Source organism: Ruegeria sp. CDSC054 (assembly GCF_059610645.1).
The window spans coordinates 166,028-183,544 of the sequence record NZ_JBXWOA010000001.1; the positions used below are offsets into that span (position 1 = coordinate 166,028).

General features: G+C 57.6%; 15 protein-coding genes and 1 tRNA gene. 7 read left to right on the forward strand and 9 right to left on the reverse strand.

The window, feature by feature from the left end:
* From trpE to fabI, 5 genes are all read right to left on the reverse strand, one after another.
* Positions 1–1,512 (reverse strand): anthranilate synthase component I, encoded by a 1,512-nt coding sequence (gene trpE / locus AC2FGC_RS00805; protein ID WP_496727162.1) that lies wholly within the window; start codon positions 1,510–1,512, stop codon positions 1–3.
* Between the two features lie 12 nt (positions 1,513–1,524).
* Positions 1,525–3,366 (reverse strand): peptidylprolyl isomerase, encoded by a 1,842-nt coding sequence (locus AC2FGC_RS00810; protein ID WP_496781285.1) that lies wholly within the window; start codon positions 3,364–3,366, stop codon positions 1,525–1,527.
* A gap of 83 nt (positions 3,367–3,449) precedes the next feature.
* Positions 3,450–4,625 (reverse strand): aminotransferase, encoded by a 1,176-nt coding sequence (locus AC2FGC_RS00815; protein WP_496781286.1) that lies wholly within the window; start codon positions 4,623–4,625, stop codon positions 3,450–3,452.
* A gap of 57 nt (positions 4,626–4,682) precedes the next feature.
* On the reverse strand, positions 4,683–5,192 hold the full coding sequence (gpt, locus tag AC2FGC_RS00820) for a xanthine phosphoribosyltransferase (RefSeq protein ID WP_496727159.1): 510 nt from the start codon (positions 5,190–5,192) through the stop codon (positions 4,683–4,685).
* Positions 5,193–5,196: 4 nt separating this feature from the next.
* A complete protein-coding gene (gene fabI / locus AC2FGC_RS00825; RefSeq protein ID WP_496781287.1) occupies positions 5,197–6,003 on the reverse strand; it encodes an enoyl-ACP reductase FabI in 807 nt (268 codons plus the stop codon).
* 135 nt (positions 6,004–6,138) lie between these two features.
* Here fabI and pdxH point away from each other — a divergent pair, with 135 nt between their 5' ends.
* The 4 genes from pdxH to AC2FGC_RS00845 all read left to right on the forward strand — a co-directional run bounded on the left by pdxH (position 6,139) and on the right by AC2FGC_RS00845 (position 7,988).
* A complete protein-coding gene (pdxH, locus tag AC2FGC_RS00830) occupies positions 6,139–6,744 on the forward strand; it encodes a pyridoxamine 5'-phosphate oxidase (RefSeq protein ID WP_113790196.1) in 606 nt (201 codons plus the stop codon).
* 142 nt (positions 6,745–6,886) lie between these two features.
* Positions 6,887–7,393 (forward strand): cold-shock protein, encoded by a 507-nt coding sequence (locus AC2FGC_RS00835; RefSeq protein ID WP_496727187.1) that lies wholly within the window; start codon positions 6,887–6,889, stop codon positions 7,391–7,393.
* Between the two features lie 7 nt (positions 7,394–7,400).
* Positions 7,401–7,868, forward strand: a complete 468-nt coding sequence (locus AC2FGC_RS00840) for a DUF192 domain-containing protein (RefSeq protein WP_496727157.1) — start codon at positions 7,401–7,403, stop codon at positions 7,866–7,868.
* 43 nt (positions 7,869–7,911) lie between these two features.
* Positions 7,912–7,988 (forward strand) — tRNA-Pro (locus tag AC2FGC_RS00845).
* 10 nt (positions 7,989–7,998) lie between these two features.
* Here the strand turns inward: AC2FGC_RS00845 and AC2FGC_RS00850 are convergent.
* Positions 7,999–8,433: a hypothetical protein gene (locus AC2FGC_RS00850; protein WP_496727156.1), complete on the reverse strand. Its 435-nt coding sequence runs from the start codon at positions 8,431–8,433 to the stop codon at positions 7,999–8,001.
* A 534-nt stretch (positions 8,434–8,967) separates the two neighbouring features.
* Here AC2FGC_RS00850 and AC2FGC_RS00855 point away from each other — a divergent pair.
* Both AC2FGC_RS00855 and AC2FGC_RS00860 read left to right on the forward strand, forming a co-directional pair.
* Entirely contained in the window at positions 8,968–12,588 is a 3,621-nt protein-coding gene (locus tag AC2FGC_RS00855; protein ID WP_496781288.1) for a vitamin B12-dependent ribonucleotide reductase, read from the forward strand.
* A 544-nt stretch (positions 12,589–13,132) separates the two neighbouring features.
* Positions 13,133–13,378, forward strand: coding sequence for an EF-hand domain-containing protein (locus tag AC2FGC_RS00860; protein ID WP_496727154.1), 246 nt, complete (start codon positions 13,133–13,135; stop codon positions 13,376–13,378).
* A gap of 54 nt (positions 13,379–13,432) precedes the next feature.
* Here the strand turns inward: AC2FGC_RS00860 and AC2FGC_RS00865 are convergent, their stop codons facing one another.
* A complete protein-coding gene (locus AC2FGC_RS00865) occupies positions 13,433–14,977 on the reverse strand; it encodes a trimethylamine methyltransferase family protein (RefSeq protein ID WP_496781289.1) in 1,545 nt (514 codons plus the stop codon).
* Between the two features lie 417 nt (positions 14,978–15,394).
* On the opposite strand from AC2FGC_RS00865, the gene AC2FGC_RS00870 reads away from it, so the two are divergent.
* Positions 15,395–15,913, forward strand: coding sequence for an outer membrane protein (locus AC2FGC_RS00870; RefSeq protein ID WP_496727152.1), 519 nt, complete (start codon positions 15,395–15,397; stop codon positions 15,911–15,913).
* Between the two features lie 6 nt (positions 15,914–15,919).
* Here AC2FGC_RS00870 and AC2FGC_RS00875 read toward each other — a convergent pair whose 3' ends face one another.
* Entirely contained in the window at positions 15,920–17,107 is a 1,188-nt protein-coding gene (locus tag AC2FGC_RS00875) for a pyridoxal phosphate-dependent aminotransferase (protein WP_496727151.1), read from the reverse strand.
* Between the two features lie 58 nt (positions 17,108–17,165).
* A complete protein-coding gene (locus tag AC2FGC_RS00880; protein ID WP_496727150.1) occupies positions 17,166–17,510 on the reverse strand; it encodes an MmcQ/YjbR family DNA-binding protein in 345 nt (114 codons plus the stop codon).
* Between the last annotated feature and the right edge of the window lie 7 nt (positions 17,511–17,517).

Sequence of the window (17,517 nt, forward strand, 5' to 3'; positions counted from 1 at the left end):
TTAAGTGTTGCCAGAGCCAGTAAACCGGGCCGCGTCTGCAGCCGCACGCCGAATGGCGTTCGATTTATGGACGGTTTCCATAAATTCGGCCTCGGGGTCGCTGTCATAGACCACGCCTCCGCCTGCCTGAATATAGAGCTTCTGGTCTTTCACGATGGCCGTACGCAGGGCGATACACATATCCATGTCGCCGCCAGCACTGAAATACCCCACACCACCGCCATAAACGCCGCGCTTTTCGGGCTCGAGCTCGTCAATGATCTCCATAGCGCGGACCTTTGGCGCGCCTGAAACGGTGCCCGCAGGCATTCCGGCAAAGAAGGCATCCAGTGCGTCTTTGTCTTCGGCCAACTCACCAACAACGTTGGAGACGATGTGCATCACGTGGCTGTAGCGTTCGATGATGAACTTTTCGGTAGGGCGCACAGTGCCGATCTTTGCCACGCGCCCGGTGTCGTTGCGGCCCAGATCCAGCAGCATCAGATGTTCTGCCAACTCTTTCTTGTCGGCCAGCAGATCAACCTCGTTGGCCTTGTCCTCTTCGGGGGTCGCGCCGCGTGGCCGAGTGCCGGCGATGGGGCGGATCGTGACCTCATCTCCGAAAACGCGGACCAGAATCTCGGGGCTGGCGCCCACGACCTGAAAGCCGCCAAAGTTGAAATAGAACATGAAGGGCGACGGGTTCGTGCGCCGAAGCGAACGATAAAGCGCAAAGGGAGGCTGCGGAAAGTCCTGAGTCCAGCGCTGTGCCGGAACAACCTGAAAGATGTCGCCCGCGCGGATGTATTCCTTGGCCTTTTCGACCGCTTCTAAATAGCCGGACTTAGTGAAATTCGACACCGGCGCCGCGACCTCGGACGCATCGCCAAGATCGCGCGTCTCGGCGGGCATGGCGCGTTCCAGATCGCGCACCGCGTCCATGACACGTTCTGCGGCCTGTGCATAAGCAGCCTTGGCCGACTGGCCCTCGCTGACCCATGCAGGTGACACAACCGTAACCTCGCCCTTAACGCCGTCCAGCACTGCAATGACCGAGGGTCTGAGCATGATGGCATCAGGCAGGCCAAGCGGATCGGGGTTCACGTCGGGCAGGTATTCCACCAGCCGCACCATGTCATAGCCGAGATAGCCGAACAGCCCGGCAGCGGCCTGGGGCAGATCGTCCGGCAGGTCGATCTTACTTTCCGCCAGCAGCGCCCGCAGGTTATCCATAGGGTTGCCCGTTTGGGGCGAGAACGCATCCGGGTCGAACCGCGCCGAGCGGTTCAGCGCGGACGTCTCGCCTTGGCACCGCCAGATCAGGTCCGGCTTCATCCCGATGATCGAATAGCGGCCACGAACCTCACCACCGGTGACCGATTCCAACATGAACGCGTCTTTCTGCGCGCCTGTCAGCTTGAGCATCAAGGAAACCGGCGTGTCCAGATCAGCGGCTAAGCGTGTGTAGACAACCTGATTCTCGCCTGCCTCATAGGCGCGGGCGAAGCTGTCGAAGTCGGGGGTCAGCGCCATATTCAGTCTCTTTTAATAGCTCGCCTGAACAGCATTCAGGGCCTGCTGATCTACGACGGGACGGGCACGGACCTGTGCATCGCGGACAAACGCATCAAAGATGTTCTGGGCCAAAGCCTGGTCCAACTGGGCGGTAAGGGCCGCTTGCACCTGACGCAGTTCATCTGTTTCGGCAGGCGGCAACAGTTCATCCAGACGCACGATAAACGCGGTTCCGGCACCGGGAATGACGCGCAGATCTCCTTGTTCCATTTCGAAGACCTGAGTCATGAAGTCTGCAGGTACATCTTCCAAAAAGGCCGTGCGGGTCAGGGCGTTTTCTACCCGGAACGGCAATTCGGTTGCGGCAAAGTCACCGTCGGTCTGCACCTGCTCCAGAACAGCATTTGCCTGTTCTTCCAACGCCTTGTTGGTTTCGGCCTGGGTCCAGGCGGCAACAACGCGGTCACGTGCAGACTCAATCGGTTCCGGCCGGGGTTCAAGAACCTCATTCAGGCGCAGGGCAAAGATCGAGCCATCTTCAAGAAACGCTACCTCAGGAAAATCGCCATCCTGCACGGCTTCGGCTGCACTGCGGAACTCGTCATAGGCGGCGACGCCTTCACCGGTTTGCGCGGTCCAGTCGATCTGGCCCAGCTCCATTTCGGTCTCGGACGTCAGTTCTTCCAAAGTCGCGCCGCCGGCCAGCAGGTCATTGATGTCCTCGGCCTGGGCTTCAATTTGGCGGCGGGCGCGATCGGCTGCCAATTCTTCGCGCAGGGCAGGGGCGGCATCTTCAAACGACGTGTTGTTTTCGGCAAGCGATCCGTTGATGCGGAACAGTGCCGGTCCGAAGGTAGAAGGCAGCGGGCCGACAACAGCGTCCAAATCGGCAGCAAAGACACCATCGGCGGCTTCGCCCAGATCCTCGCGGGTGACGTCGCCAAGGTCGATATCGCTGAGCTCAAGCTGGCGATCCCGAACCAGTTGCTCGAAGGTCTTACCGCCAACCTCTAGCTGGGCCATGGCGTTTTGGGCTGCGTCCTGATCCGGGAAGGTCAGGCGTTCGACCAGGCGACGCTCGGGCTGTTGGAATTCAGCTGCGCGCTGTTCGTACAAACGCTTTACCGAATCCTCGTCGACTTCCACATCGTCGAGCAGCATTTCGGGTGACAGGATCGCATAAGTCAGCTTTTTGGTGCGAGGCAGGGTGAACAGCTCGGTGTTCTCGTCATAAAACGTTTGGACCTGCTCGTCGGTCGGGGCGGCAACAGGTGCGGGCAGGGCGTCAGGCGCCAAAGTTGCGACGGTGAAGCTTCGGCGGGCACCAACGTAGTCGGTCAACACCTGCGTGAGGGTTTCGGGCATCTTCACACCGCTAACCACGGCACTCTGCACGATTGTGCGGGATGTTTCCTTGCGCAGGTCCGATTCGAACTCGGTATCGGACATGCCGACCTGTTCCAGTTGGAATTGATACGCGTCGCGGTCAAATGTGCCGTTGACGCCCTGAAAAGCCGGAATCGCAACAATTTCTTCCTGCAGGTTCTCATCACCGATCGAGATGCCCAGCAAACCGACCTCATTGTCCAGCGCTGCTAAAGCCGTCAGGCGCGACAAGGCAAGACGATCCAGACCAAACTCAATGGCCTGCGACATTTGCAAAGGCTGGCCTGTCTGTTGTTCAACCGCGCGGATCTCGCGCTGCAGCTCGCGGACATAGTCATCAACCGAGATATCCTCGTTCCCGACCTGGGCCACCGAACGCACGGTGCCAGAGAGGCTGGTTGCGCCAAACCCTGCAAGTCCGAGCATCAAAAGGCCCATGAGAATCCAGACAAAGGTCTTTGATAGGTTTTTCATGCCTGCGGCCATAGTGCCCTCTTCGTGCTTTTTCGGCAGGTAACTGCCCCGTCGGTTGCGGCCCTGAATACGACGCGCACCGTCGGGGAGCAAGCTCAGAAGGACAGAGCGCCCAGCCGTTCGAACAATTGCCCCAATCCGACGCGGTCCAGATTGGCAAATGCGATACGAACCTGACGTTTTCCGGCTGCATCATCATAGGGCATGAACATTGTTCCCGGCAGCAGCAGGATGCCCGCCTCAGGAACCAATCGCCGGGCCAGTTCGTCGGATGGGATATCGAACGGGTGTTCGAAATAGGCGAAATAAGCGCCCAGACCCAATAGCCGCCAACCTTTGTCCGTCAGGCTTGGCAACAGCTCGGCAATTGCGGCGCGGCGGTCGAGGATCTCATCCCGTTCTCCTGCCAGCCATTGCGACAGGTTCTGCATTCCCCAAAGGGCTGCGTGTTGGCCGATCTGGCTTGGGCAGATGGCGACCGTGTCCAGAAACTTTTCAATCTCGGATAGCAGGTTGGTGCCTGTCGCAATAGCACCGACACGGTGGCCGGTCAGCCTGTATGCTTTGGAAAAGGAATAGAGGTGGATCAGGGTTTGATCCCAGTCAGGCTGTGCGAACAGGTCATGCGGTGGGCCGCTGCGGCTGTCGAAATCCCGATATGTTTCGTCCACGATCAGCCGGATGCCGACCTCCTGCGCAAGATCAAAGAATGCGCGCACCAAAGGGGCAGGGTATTCCACTCCGCCGGGATTGTTCGGGGTCACCAGAACGATGGCGCGGGTTTTGTCGGTGATCAGAGCACAGGCTGCGTCCGGATCGGGCAGCAGGGCGTCATCGGTTGGCAGATCCACCGTCCGAACCCCGGCCATGTCCAGCCACATCTTGTGATTAAAGTACCAGGGCGTCGGAACAATCACCTCGGCATCCTGATCGGTGATCGCTGTGATCGCAGCCGCAAATGCCTGATTGCAGCCCGAGGTGATTGCCACCTGATCGCTGGACACCTGCGCGTCATAGTGTGACCCGATCTGAAAGGCGAGTTCAGTTCGCAGGGCTGGATTGCCCAGAACCGGCCCGTAAAGATGGGCGCTGTCTTCGGTCACGGCAAAGCTGGCAATCGCTTCGCGCAGCGCCAGCGGCGGTGGATCGACTGGGGCCGCTTGGCTGACGTTGATCAGGGGACGGTTATCAGGAAACTCCACCCCCTCCAACCAGCGCCGCGCCTCCATGACCGGAGGCACAAATGTCGCGGTGGTACGGGACTGGGTCATGACGGGCCTGTCCTTTGTAAGGCTTTGCCTCACTCTTTGTGGGTTGAGGGAGGTCTTTTAGTCGGTCCCGCGGTAGGGCTCGACATATTGCAGGGCCATATCCCACGGGAAAAAGATCCAGGTATCCTGGCTGACCTCGGTGATGAACGTGTCCACCATCGGGCGACCTTTGGGCTTGGCGTAAACTGTCGCGAAATGCGCCTTGGGGTACAAGTCTCGCACCAGCTCCAGCGTTTTGCCGCTGTCGACGAGATCGTCGATGATCAGTATACCTTCGCCGTCGCCCATCAGATGGGCATCGGGGGCTTTGAGAACCTCGGCTTCGCCTTGGTCCTGATGGTGGTACGAGCGCACGCTGATCGTGTCGACGGTGCGAATGTCCAGCTCGCGGCTGACGATCATCGCAGGCGCCATACCGCCACGGGTGATGGCCACAACTGCGCGCCATGCGCCGTCATCGGGGCCTTGCCCGTCCAAACGCCAAGCCAGGGCGCGGGAATCACGGTGAATCTGATCCCAGCTGATGTGAAACCCTTTTTCGTGGGGCAGACGATCCTTGGCGCTCATGTCTTTATCCCTTTTCGACGTCAGGTGCGTCGACGGCTTTCATGCCGACAATGTGATAACCCGAATCCACGTGCAGGTTTTCACCCGTCACGCCGCTGCTGAGGTCAGACAGCAGATACAGTGCTGATTTGCCGACATCGTCGATGGTCACGTTACGGCGCAGGGGCGAGTTATACTCGTTCCACTTCATGATATAGCGGAAGTCGCCGATACCACTCGCGGCCAGCGTTTTGATCGGACCGGCCGAGATCGAATTCACGCGGATACCGTCCTTGCCCAGATCCTCGGCCAAGTATTTGACTGATGCCTCAAGTGCGGCTTTGGCGACACCCATCACGTTATAATGCGGCATCACCTGCTCAGCGCCATAATAGGTCAGGGTTACTGCGCTGCCGCCTTCGGACATCATCTTCTCGGCCCGTTGCATCACAGCGGTGAAGGAATAGACCGACACGTCCATGGTCAGTTTGAAGTTCGCACGCGACGTGTCGACGTAGCGGCCCCGAAGTTCGTTCTTGTCCGAAAAACCGATGGCGTGAACAACAAAGTCCAGCTTGCCCCATTTCGCTTCCAAAGATGTGAAGAGCGCATCAATCGATTCTTCGTCACTGACGTCGCAGGGCAGAACAATTTCGCTGCCAAGCTGTGCCGCTAGTGGATCAACGCGTTTCTTAAGTGCGTCGCCTTGATATGAAAAAGCCAGCTCTGCTCCGGATTCGGACAAAGCACGGGCTATTCCCCATGCGATTGATTTATCATTGGCCAGTCCCATGATGAGGCCGCGTTTGCCGGCCATCAACTGATTTGACATGTTTGGTTCTCCGCCTGTCTTCGCGTTATGTTGGGATGGTTTATGCCATTGGGTGCGCTGCATCAAGGCCGCGCGCTCTTGCCCGTGGCGGGTTCTCGCCCTAGGGTGGACTTTATTAGTTTCCAGGGGATGGGAATGAGCGAACGTAGCGGCATATTTGCCGGCACCGATCCGTTTGAAATAGCGGGGCGGTGGCTGGCTGAGGCCAAAGAGAATGAACCGAACGATCCGGATGCGATCGCTTTGGCGACCGTCGATTCGGACGGCATGCCGAATGTGCGCATGGTTCTTCTGAAAGAGATCGAACCGGCGGCTTTTGTGTTCTACACCAACTACGAAAGTGCCAAGGCGGCCGAGTTGGACAGCGCCGGAAAAGCTGCTTTTGTGATGCATTGGAAATCTCTGCGGCGGCAAATCCGAGTTCGTGGTACAATAACCAGAGAAAGCGGGCCGCAGGCAGATGAGTATTATGCGTCCCGCTCGCTAAAAAGCCGATTGGGGGCCTGGGCGTCCAAGCAGTCTCAGCCTCTCAGCAGTCGCTCGGTTCTGATGGCCGAGGTGGCCAAGGTAACAGCCAAGTTGGGCCCGAACCCGCCACGCCCGCCGTTCTGGGGCGGCTATCGGCTGGTGCCAACCGAAATCGAATTCTGGGCCGATGGGGCCTTTCGGTTGCACGACAGGTTCCGATGGCAGCGGGATCAAGTGGGTTCCGACTGGCAGATACAGAGGTTGAATCCATGACGTTCGCGTATCGTGAAATGCAAGAGGCCGAAAACAAAAGGTTTTTTCAGCTTGAATTTGCGCGCCATTCCCATACACATCGGACCCTTAACGAAATGACAATTTTCGCGATGGGAACGCCGTGCCAGAAGATCTGAACAACATGTACCGCGTCCGTGGACACGTGAAATGGTTCGACCCTGCAAAGGGATTCGGATTTGTTGTGTCTGATGAGGGCGGTCCGGATATTTTGTTGCATGTCAATGTGTTGCGCAATTTCGGCCAAAGTTCGGTCGCGGATGGTGCGGGCATAGAAATCATGACCCATCGCACGGACCGTGGTGTTCAGGCGGTTGAGGTCATCAGTGTCGATCCGCCCGCCCGGACGGAGACGATGATGCTGGCTGATTTTGCCGAGCTTGATCCTGTTGAGATCGCCGCTGCCCCGCTAGAGGCCGCGCGAGTCAAATGGTTCGACAAAGGCAAAGGCTTTGGGTTTGCCAATGTTTTTGGCCGCGGTGAAGACGTGTTCCTGCATATCGAAGTGCTGCGCCGCTCTGGCCTGTCGGATCTGCAGCCGGGCGAGGCCCTCGCGATGCGTGTCATTAGTGGCAAGCGTGGACGTATGGCGGCTCAGGTATTGGCCTGGGAAGCTGCTTTGGACGACTGAGTGATTCATGCCTAAGTTTCTTCCGGGTCTATTAGCGATTTTGTTGCTTTGGTCCGGAATGACCTGGGCTGCGTGCAAGCCTGATCAGATCGACATCAAGAACGACTCGGCGCAGATCCGATTCAATATCGAATTGGCGATTAGCCCGCAGGATCGGTCGCGTGGACTGATGTTCCGCGAGTCGCTGCCAAACCGTTCGGGCATGCTGTTCGTTTTTGACCCGCCGCAACCGGTGGTGTTCTGGATGAAGAACACACTGATTCCCTTGGATATCATTTTCATCGATAGGGCTGGGACCGTGACGCATGTTCATCAAGGTGCGATTCCCGGTGATCTGACACCAATCGAAGGTGGCGATTCCGTCTTTGCGGTTCTCGAAATCAACGCGGGACTCGCCGCGCGCTACTCAATTAAGCCCGGAACCGTCATGCGGCACGAAATTTTTTCGCAAGGTCCTGCAATTTGGTCCTGTTAGGGCTTTTCAAATCAGATTGGCATGGTTAGGAAGGCGCACGGTTCGGGGCGTGGCGCAGTCTGGTAGCGCACCTGTTTTGGGTACAGGGGGTCGTAGGTTCGAATCCTGCCGCCCCGACCACTTCTTCCACTTATGTTGGCGATCCACCCAACGCTTGGTAAAGCGCGCCAAGCGCCTTATCCAGCGTTTCGCTTTCCACTGGTACTTTGACCGACGGGCCGCTTTTGCGTGGGACGTTGAAATACAGCTCGGCATCGACACGGTAGCCCGAGTTGTTCTTGGTCGTTGTCAGCCGCATCACGCTTTTGGGCAGGTCCTGAGGGTATCCGTCATAGTTGAGAATCAGAAACGCGGTTGTGTCCGGGGGCAGAAACTCGGTGCATTCAAATACCCGATTCCCGGTTTTTTCAAAGCGCTCGCCCGGGCCGTCGCAACTGATCTCGAACGTGTCGAACAGTTTTTTGGGGTAGCTGTCAAATTGAGCGCTGCGCGCCGGTGGGGGCACATCTTGTGGTGTACAGGCCACGATCAGGGCCAGAATCGGAATTAAACGTAACAACGACATCTGTCCGCTCCCCTTTGAGTGATCGCGCCCGGCGGTTTACCCAGCGCCGCGGTTCAAAATGACCGCTTCGTGATTCTCATTCAACGTAGACACCTTAGCGTTAGATTATCAAATTCCGATAACTGTGCCGGGAAACACAGTTAATTTACCCGCAGGTTTTGGGAATCGACGTGCGCACGTGGTGGATGAACCTGTGGAGGAATCAGAACAGGGTGTCCCGAAGCAAGTTGTCAGAAATGGGTCAACACAAAAGATATCAAAAATGACCTAAAAATGGCGTTGACGATCTATGGGTGGATACGCCAAGTTGTATGGGCCGGAAGGGTTGCCACAAAATCTGGTATCAAAACCAGAATAGGGCACAGGGCGAGGGTCGGAAAGCACATCATAGTAACGTGCAACCGTTTGATCGGTTTTGCGCTGCGGAATGCAGCGGCTGGTCTATTGCGCCCAATTTTATACGGCATGGCGATCGGTCCGCGTCTAAGGACCTGACGCTGAAAGACAAGTTGATTGAATCTAGGGCGTGCGGACATGAAGATTGACAGGAAATTTACGAAACCGGGGCAGGACGCTTATGCGGAACTGGACTTTGTCTCAGCAACGTCTGAGATCCGAAACCCGGATGGCACCATCGTTTTTCGCCTGGACAACATCGAAGTGCCCACGCGCTGGAGCCAGGTTGCCAGCGACGTCATTGCGCAAAAGTATTTCCGCAAAGCAGGCGTCCCGTCCAAGCTGAAGAAAGTTAAGGAAAAAGACGTCCCCGAATTCCTGTGGCGTTCGGTCCCCGCCGATGGCGCAGAATTTGATGGTGAGACGTCTTCGAAGCAGGTTTTTGACCGCCTTGCAGGAGCCTGGGCTTATTGGGGCTGGAAAGGTGGCTATTTCTCGACCGAGGAAGATGCGCGCGCTTACTTTGACGAGATGCGTTATATGCTGGCGACACAGCGCGCCGCGCCGAACAGCCCGCAGTGGTTCAACACCGGTCTGCACTGGGCTTATGGAATCGACGGTCCTGCGCAGGGTCACCACTATGTCGACTACAAAACCGGCAAGCTGACCAAATCGAAATCCGCTTACGAACATCCGCAGCCGCACGCGTGCTTCATCCAGTCCGTTGATGATGATCTGGTGAACGAAGGCGGCATCATGGATCTATGGGTGCGCGAGGCGCGCCTGTTTAAATACGGCTCGGGGACCGGGACCAACTTCAGCCACTTGCGCGCAGAAGGCGAAGCACTGTCAGGTGGCGGCAAGTCTTCTGGTCTCATGGGCTTTCTCAAGATCGGCGACCGCGCCGCTGGCGCGATCAAATCAGGCGGAACGACCCGTCGAGCAGCAAAGATGGTAATCGTCGATGCCGATCACCCAGACATCGAGAAATTCATCGAATGGAAGGTGATCGAAGAGCAGAAGGTGGCCTCGATCGTTGCCGGATCGAAGATGCACGAGAAGATGCTGAACGGCATTTTCGATGCCATCCGCTCATGGGATGGTGCGCAGGACGATGCGTATGATCCCAACAAGAATGACAGCTTGAAGAAAGCGGTTCGCGAGGCCAAAAAGGTTGCGATCCCCGAGACTTATATCAAGCGCGTGCTTGATTATGCAAAGCAGGGCCACGATAGCATCGAGTTCCCGACCTACGATACGGATTGGGATTCGGAAGCCTACAGCTCGGTCTCGGGCCAGAACTCGAACAACTCGATCCGTGTGACCAACGCATTCCTGACCGCAGTTGAAAAAGATGCGGATTGGGAACTGATCAACCGGACGGATGGCAAGGTTTCCAAGACCGTCAAGGCGCGCGATCTGTGGGAGAAAGTCGGCCATGCGGCATGGGCTTGTGCTGATCCGGGCATCCAGTTTCATGACACCGTCAACGAATGGCACACATGCCCCGAAGACGGCGCCATCCGCGGCTCGAACCCTTGCTCGGAATACATGTTTCTCGATGACACGGCCTGTAACCTGGCGTCAATGAACCTGCTGACCTTCCTTAAGGATGGTGAGTTTCAGGCGGCGGACTACATGCACGCTTCGCGTTTGTGGACACTGACGCTGGAAATCTCGGTGACCATGGCGCAATTCCCATCCAAGGAAATCGCGCAACTGTCCTATGACTTCCGCACCTTGGGTCTGGGTTACGCCAATATTGGCGGTCTTCTGATGAACATGGGCTACAGCTATGACTCGGACGAGGGGCGTTCGATCTGTGGCGCGCTGACCGCGATCATGACCGGTGTGGCCTATGCGACCTCGGCCGAGATTGCAGGTGAGCTGGGTGCGTTCAAAGGGTATGAGCGCAACGCCGACCACATGCTGCGCGTTATCCGTAACCATCGCCGTGCGTCGCAGGGTGTGACCGAGGGTTATGAGAAACTGGCGGTCAAGCCGGTGCCTCTAGATCACGACAACTGCCCGGATAAGCGTCTGATCGATCTTGCCATGTCCGCTTGGGATGAAGCGCTGAGCCTCGGCGAAAAGAACGGCTACCGCAATGCGCAGGCCACTGTGATCGCACCAACCGGTACAATCGGTCTGGTCATGGATTGCGACACGACCGGGATCGAGCCTGACTTTGCTCTGGTGAAGTTCAAGAAGCTCGCGGGTGGCGGTTACTTCAAGATTATCAACCGCTCGGTGCCGTCGGCGCTGGAGAAGCAGGGTTATTCCTCGTCTCAGATTGAAGAGATCGTGGGTTACGCGGTTGGTCACGGCACCATCGGCAACGCGCCGGGGATCAACCACACCTCGCTGACCGGTCACGGGTTTGGCCCAAATGAGCTGGCCAAGGTGGATGCCGCACTGGAAAGCGCCTTTGATATCCGGTTCGTCTTCAACCAGTGGACACTGGGCGAGGATTTCTGCACCGGCGTTCTGGGCATCCCGGCGACCAAGCTAAATGATCCGACCTTCGATCTGCTGCGCCATCTGGGCTTTACCAAGGCAGATATCGACGCGGCGAACGACCACGTTTGCGGAACCATGACACTGGAAGGCGCGCCGCACCTGAAGGAAGAGCACTATTCGATCTTTGACTGCGCCAACCCGTGCGGCAAGAAAGGTAAGCGTTTCCTTGGGGTTGATAGCCACATCACCATGATGGCCGCGGCCCAAAGCTTCATCTCGGGTGCGATCAGCAAAACGATCAACATGCCGAATGACGCGACCATCGAGGATTGCCAGAAAGCCTATGAACTCAGCTGGTCGTTGGGTGTGAAGGCCAATGCACTGTATCGTGACGGTTCGAAACTGTCGCAGCCGCTGGCAGCCGCACTGGTCGAGGATGATGACGAGGCGGCAGAGGTCCTGGAAAGCGGCACGGCCCATGAAAAAGCCGTCGTTCTCGCTGAAAAGGTTATTGAGAAGGTTGTCGTCAAGGAAATCATCCGCAGCCATCGTGAGAAACTGCCGCATCGCCGTAAAGGGTATACCCAGAAAGCGATCGTGGGCGGCCACAAGGTCTATCTGCGGACGGGTGAGTTCGAAGACGGCAAGCTGGGCGAGATCTTCATCGACATGCATAAGGAAGGCGCTGGCTTCCGGGCGATGATGAACAACTTTGCCATCGCAGTGTCGGTTGGCCTGCAATACGGTGTGCCGCTGGAAGAATTCGTCGACGCCTTTACCTTCACCAAGTTCGAACCGGCAGGGATGGTGCAGGGCAATGACTCGATCAAGAACGCGACGTCGATCCTGGATTACATCTTCCGCGAATTGGCGGTGTCCTATCTGGACCGTACCGATCTTGCCCATGTGAAACCCGAAGGTGCCACATTTGATGATCTGGGTCGAGGCGAAGAAGATGGTCTGTCCAACGTATCAGAGATCAGTGACAGCGCAGCGTCCAAGTCCTTGGAAGTGTTAAAGCAAATCAGTTCGACCGGTTACCTGCGCAAACGTCTGCCGCAGGATCTTGTGGTGTTCAACGGCGGCCAACCGGAAGTGAACGGCATGGCAGAACCGGCTGCGCAATTTGAAGCTCCGGTTGCGGAAACTGCCGTTGCCACGGGCATGGACGCACGGACCAAGGCCAAGATGCAGGGGTACGAGGGCGATCCTTGCGGCGAATGCGGAAATTACACACTGGTGCGCAATGGCACCTGCATGAAGTGCAACACCTGCGGGGCGACCAGCGGGTGTAGCTAAGGAAAACGCCCCGTCAGGCGGGGTGTAGGGATCAGGGTTTCCCCTCGGATGTCCGATCCCGACGAACACGGAACAAGGCGTTGAGACTTACCAAATACGCCTTGGTCCACTCGGTCGACATGCCCGTGTCGACCGGGAACAGGGTGGGGCGGAATATTTGCTCTTTCCCACTCTCTCACGGGACGGGTGCGCTCGTTCCATGCGACGTCCAGGCCGCAGGCAAACAAAACACCGGGCGGTCAACGAATGGAGCCTGGATGGCGAAACTGACAGGGGGCTTCGGCCCCCTTTCTTTTTGCGCCTCCGAGTCGGTGAATTAGGCAGGGCCTTGCCGGAACTGCAAAGGCGCATCGGGCAAGAACCGCCGAAACGTGAATTGTACATTTCGCCCAGCGGTTGATTGCAGATGCGACTCGGACAAACACGCGGAGAATGGCGCGAAACAGGGCGTGTTGCCGCGTTGGGGTGACGACGTTCATCGGTTTGGTGTCTGTGGTGCCTGTCCGGACGAAAACACAGACAATACCACTTAGGAGGCATCACAATGAAACCGCAAAACCTGGCAATCATTTCCGCATTCGTATTGGGCCTGCCGGCGATGGCTGCTGCGCAGTCCTCGGCGGACACCAACGGCGACGGAGTTCTGACCATAGAAGAGGTTCAGGCCGTTCTGCCCGAGGTTGACGCCGATGGTTTCTCGGCGATGGACGCCAACGGCGACGGGTCGCTGGACGCAGATGAAATTGCCGTCGCGCAGGAAGCAGGGTTGCTGCCGCCCAGCAACGGCTAAAATCGCGACGACATCGGCGGCCCGTTCCCCCACGGGCCGCCGTATTTCAATGGGTTACGCGGGCAAGTAAATGTTGAATTTGCTGCGTAACTCGGCATCCAAAAGCGGATCGAATCTGGCCGGAGACGGCGTCGCAAGGATCTCTTCCTTCCGTTTCACGGCCTTTTCGATCAAATCGGGTTTGCCAATTTCCACCCATTCTTTCGGGGACGACCGGTCGCCAAAAGTCGGGTAGACATAGTCCGCCTGCATGCGGCTCAGCGTTGCATCGGTTCCCAGATAGTGACCCGGTCCGCCGATACAGACTTCGGCCATCTGATCCAGTGCCAGCGTTTCGTCCGTCACTTCGATACCACGTACACAGCGTTGCGCTTGCCCGATAAGGTCATCGCTGAGGATCAGGCTTTCGTGGCAGAATCCCAGCAGCGAGGCATGCATGCCCGCGGACTCATACACCATGTTCAAACCCGAAAGCCCGGCCATGACGTTCGAGCACATCTGCTCCCACCCGGCTTGCATGTCGGGCAGTTTCGCATCCGATGCACCGGCGGCCGCGCCGCCCGGCAGGTCGTAGAAGTGGTGCATTTGGGCGCAGCCCGCGGTCAGCAGTGCCTGTTCACCGGAACCGATGGACATCGCACCTGTGCGCAGATCAAGGCCAAAGGGCCAGGTGCCAAAAATCGCGGGGGCGCCGGGACTTACGGCGTTTACATAAACCAACCCGGCCAGGCATTCGGCGGTGGCCTGCGCGATAGCACCGGCGATTGTCGAAGGCGCGGTGGCTCCGGCCATTCCGGCCGATAGCAGCAGAACGGGCATGCCCGCCTTGATGCATTCCTCCATGACTTCGCAGCTTTCGGTTGCGAATTTCATCGGCGGAACTACAAAGCAGTTCGAGTTCGACATAAAGGGCCGTTCTCGCCACTTATCCTCGCCACCAGCGATCATGTGCAGCATCTCAATCGCAGGGGCAACATGGCTGGGTTCGGTGAAGGACGTGCCGATATGTTTGAACGTGCCGGATGTGGTGGCGTAGACCGTGTTCAAATCCATCTCAAGGTTGTCCGCAATGTCGCGGCACACCATTGGGCGCTGAACAAAGTGAATGTTTTCAAGTTGTTCACAGATTCGGGACGCGTCGTGCAGGTCTTGAAGGGTCGAATCCCGATATTCCTGCCCGTGCACATCAACCATGCTGACGGCCGCCCCGGCGGTGCCAAAGTGGACGCGGTTGCCCGATAGTTCCAGATCGGAATTGCCGTCCCGGGAATGCAAAGTGACCGAGCGATTGGCCTTGGCGATTGTGTCTTCCACCAAAGCGCGCGGGAAGCGGATACGCCCGTCGTCACCTAAGATACAGCCAGCGCCGACAAGATAGTCGATCCCGCTTTGTGGGGCGTCCGCCAGACCAATGGTTTCCAGCGCGGTCAGCGCGGCTTGGTGAATACGCTCGATCTGCGCCGGGGTCAGCACTTTCAGCGTTCCGCCCTCCATGCCGGGGCGAATCGGACGCAGATGTTCGGGCAGCGCTGTGGCACGGGCTGCACGGCGCGCGGCACGCCCGCCGCTGCGCGATGAATTTCGGGTTTGTTCGTTCATAATTTAAGGTCCGGTCGAAAAAGTACGTTCAGGGTTAGTGTACTCAGACCACAACCGGCCGCCCCCGTGCGGCACGCCCACGATCCGCACCAATGGTACGGCTGATCAGGCGAATCTTCCAAACGTCACTTTGCATGCGGGTCCTCATTTGGTGATGTGAACTCTCTCAATACGAGGGTGCACAATCTGTCCTGTTTGCGACCTGAGGGGCCAAAAACGAAGTGTTGTGCCCTGTCGGCATCACGTTCTTGCCGTGGGGTAAAGTTTTCTCCCGAATGTGGGAAATTCTGTTAAGCTTCTATCACTTATTTAAGAGTGGTCCGTGATCTCAATGGATTTTTAACGATTGCAGACCAAGTTTTATGTGATGAAGCCTATCGTTTGGTGGGCGCGCTACAAGGAATTTTGGAGAGGTTGATGAAAGCCCTGATGGCCCTCATGACCACTTGCCTGACAATCGGCATTGCACCGGTATATGCAGAGGATTGGACAGGGGCGTATGCGGGCTTCAGCTTTGGCTATGCGGATGTTGATGGCCCAAATAGCTCTGGCGGAAACGACACGACTTTTGGCCCGCTTGTCGGTTATGATCATGACTTCGGTAATTTCGTTCTTGGCGGTGAGTTGGAGTACAACCGGCTCTCGCTTGATCTGGGGCAGGGTGAAGGCAGCGTGGACAGTCTGACCCGCCTTAAGTTGCGCGGTGGTTATGATTTCGGACCGGCCTTGGGCTATGTCGTCGTGGGCGCGGCCCGATTGGATGCGTCACCGGAAAATGACACCGCTGCAGTGTACGGCATCGGAATTGCCTATCCCATCGGCGACAATTTCGTCATCAGTGGTGAGGCCTTGCGACAGAATTTTAACGACGTCACACGAAGCCAGGGCGATATTGACGCCAACGTGTTCAACCTGCGTACAACCTTCCGGTTTTAAGGCCGTCTATTCCGCCGCGTGACTTTCCGCCAAGCCGGTTGCGAATTCGCAGATCGTTCTGAGTGCTGCGGCAAAGCGGTCGTCGTCAATTGTCATAGCAACGCGCACGTGACCTGCCGCCGCCTCGCCAAAACTTTCACCCGGCATGACAGCAATTGCGTGAGTGTCCAGCAGCGCGTTGGCAAAGTCCTCGCCGCTCATCCCGGTGGCCCGAATGTCCAGCATCAGGTACATCGCACCCTGCGCGGGCACCAGGCCGACGATGTTTTGTTGAGCCATAATGTCGACCGCCAATGCGCGACGACGCCGGAACGGGGCAGCGATTTCCTCTTCAAGATCATGACCCGCGCTCAAAGCAAAACTGGCGGCGTCCTGAATGAACCCGGGCACGCCGTAAGTTGTGTGCGTTGCCAGATTGATGAGATGGGTGATCACCTCTTCAGGGCCGACCACCCAACCGCATCGGGACCCGGTCATCGCGTGTGACTTGGACATCGAACCAACGACCAAGGTACGCTCGGCCATTCCGGGCAGGGTACGTGGTGAGATATGCTCACCTTCCCAGACCTGCGTGTCGTAAACTTCATCTGAGATCAGCCACAGGTCGCGGTCACGGCAGACACCTGCGATACCGTTCAGTGTCTCGCGCGAATATACGACGCCAGTGGGGTTGTTCGGGCTGTTGATCAATAGCGAAACCGCACCATCTGCCGCCGCATCGATCTGCTGCGCGCGCGGCTGGAATGCATCCTCGGCGGTGGTCTGGATGGCCCGGGCTGTCGCACCGGCGCCCCGGATCGTGCCGGGGTATGTCGCGTAATAGGGATCGAGATACAGACCGACATCACCGGGATCGCACACCGCCACGTGGGCAGCAAAAAGGGCAGATTGGCCGCCCGGGGTGATCAACACGTTGTTTCGGCTTGTCTTCTGAGCAGTGCGGCCCTGAATGCGCGCGGCAACAGTATCGCGCAGCAAATCAGACCCGGGCACCACAGCGTAGCCGGTGTTTCCCTGACGTGCCGATAGATCCATGGCATCCAGAATGGTCGGGTGCGTGCGAATGTCATGCTCACCAATGGTGAGTTCAGTAATGACGTGCCCTTCGCTGATCATCCGGCGCGCGCGGTAAAATACATCCCACCCATCACTGCCACCTCCGGTCAGATGAGTGATACGCTGCGACAGTTTCATGGCACGCTCCGATCTTGTCTTCAGCGCAGAATGGGCCAGAGGCATTGGAAAATGTCAATCAGCTTCGTGGGGGTAAAGTGGACTGCACTTTTTTCGTCAGGGAAGACCGCACCAGATCGTAGGATGTGGCCAGCCGATGACGCATCTCATCCTCGTCACAGCCAAACGGCAGGCGGATCCAGCTGTGATGAAAATAGGGGGCTTTGGTACCGACGCCTGCTTCGATCAGCATCTGAGCTGTCTCGATATCAGGCGTTTTGACGGACACGCCATCGTTGGCGGTGCCGATGCAGGCAAACATCTTGCCGCCAACCTTCCAGGCATCATGGCCTCCGCCCCAAGGGTCGGAAAGGTCAGCGCCTGGAAACGTGCGGCAGATGGAATTGACAAATTCTCGGCTCATGGCCGAA

Bases quoted from the DNA above. Each gene is read 5' to 3' on its own strand.
- trpE (WP_496727162.1), bottom strand. From the start codon at position 1,512: ATGGCGCTGACCCCCGACTTCGACAGCTTCGCCCGCGCCTATGAGGCA.
- AC2FGC_RS00810 (WP_496781285.1), bottom strand. From the start codon at position 3,366: ATGGCCGCAGGCATGAAAAACCTATCAAAGACCTTTGTCTGGATTCTC.
- AC2FGC_RS00815 (WP_496781286.1), bottom strand. From the start codon at position 4,625: ATGACCCAGTCCCGTACCACCGCGACATTTGTGCCTCCGGTCATGGAG.
- gpt (WP_496727159.1), bottom strand. From the start codon at position 5,192: ATGAGCGCCAAGGATCGTCTGCCCCACGAAAAAGGGTTTCACATCAGC.
- fabI (WP_496781287.1), bottom strand. From the start codon at position 6,003: ATGTCAAATCAGTTGATGGCCGGCAAACGCGGCCTCATCATGGGACTG.
- pdxH (WP_113790196.1), top strand. From the start codon at position 6,139: ATGAGCGAACGTAGCGGCATATTTGCCGGCACCGATCCGTTTGAAATA.
- AC2FGC_RS00835 (WP_496727187.1), top strand. From the start codon at position 6,887: ATGTACCGCGTCCGTGGACACGTGAAATGGTTCGACCCTGCAAAGGGA.
- AC2FGC_RS00840 (WP_496727157.1), top strand. From the start codon at position 7,401: ATGCCTAAGTTTCTTCCGGGTCTATTAGCGATTTTGTTGCTTTGGTCC.
- AC2FGC_RS00850 (WP_496727156.1), bottom strand. From the start codon at position 8,433: ATGTCGTTGTTACGTTTAATTCCGATTCTGGCCCTGATCGTGGCCTGT.
- AC2FGC_RS00855 (WP_496781288.1), top strand. From the start codon at position 8,968: ATGAAGATTGACAGGAAATTTACGAAACCGGGGCAGGACGCTTATGCG.
- AC2FGC_RS00860 (WP_496727154.1), top strand. From the start codon at position 13,133: ATGAAACCGCAAAACCTGGCAATCATTTCCGCATTCGTATTGGGCCTG.
- AC2FGC_RS00865 (WP_496781289.1), bottom strand. From the start codon at position 14,977: ATGAACGAACAAACCCGAAATTCATCGCGCAGCGGCGGGCGTGCCGCG.
- AC2FGC_RS00870 (WP_496727152.1), top strand. From the start codon at position 15,395: ATGAAAGCCCTGATGGCCCTCATGACCACTTGCCTGACAATCGGCATT.
- AC2FGC_RS00875 (WP_496727151.1), bottom strand. From the start codon at position 17,107: ATGAAACTGTCGCAGCGTATCACTCATCTGACCGGAGGTGGCAGTGAT.
- AC2FGC_RS00880 (WP_496727150.1), bottom strand. From the start codon at position 17,510: ATGAGCCGAGAATTTGTCAATTCCATCTGCCGCACGTTTCCAGGCGCT.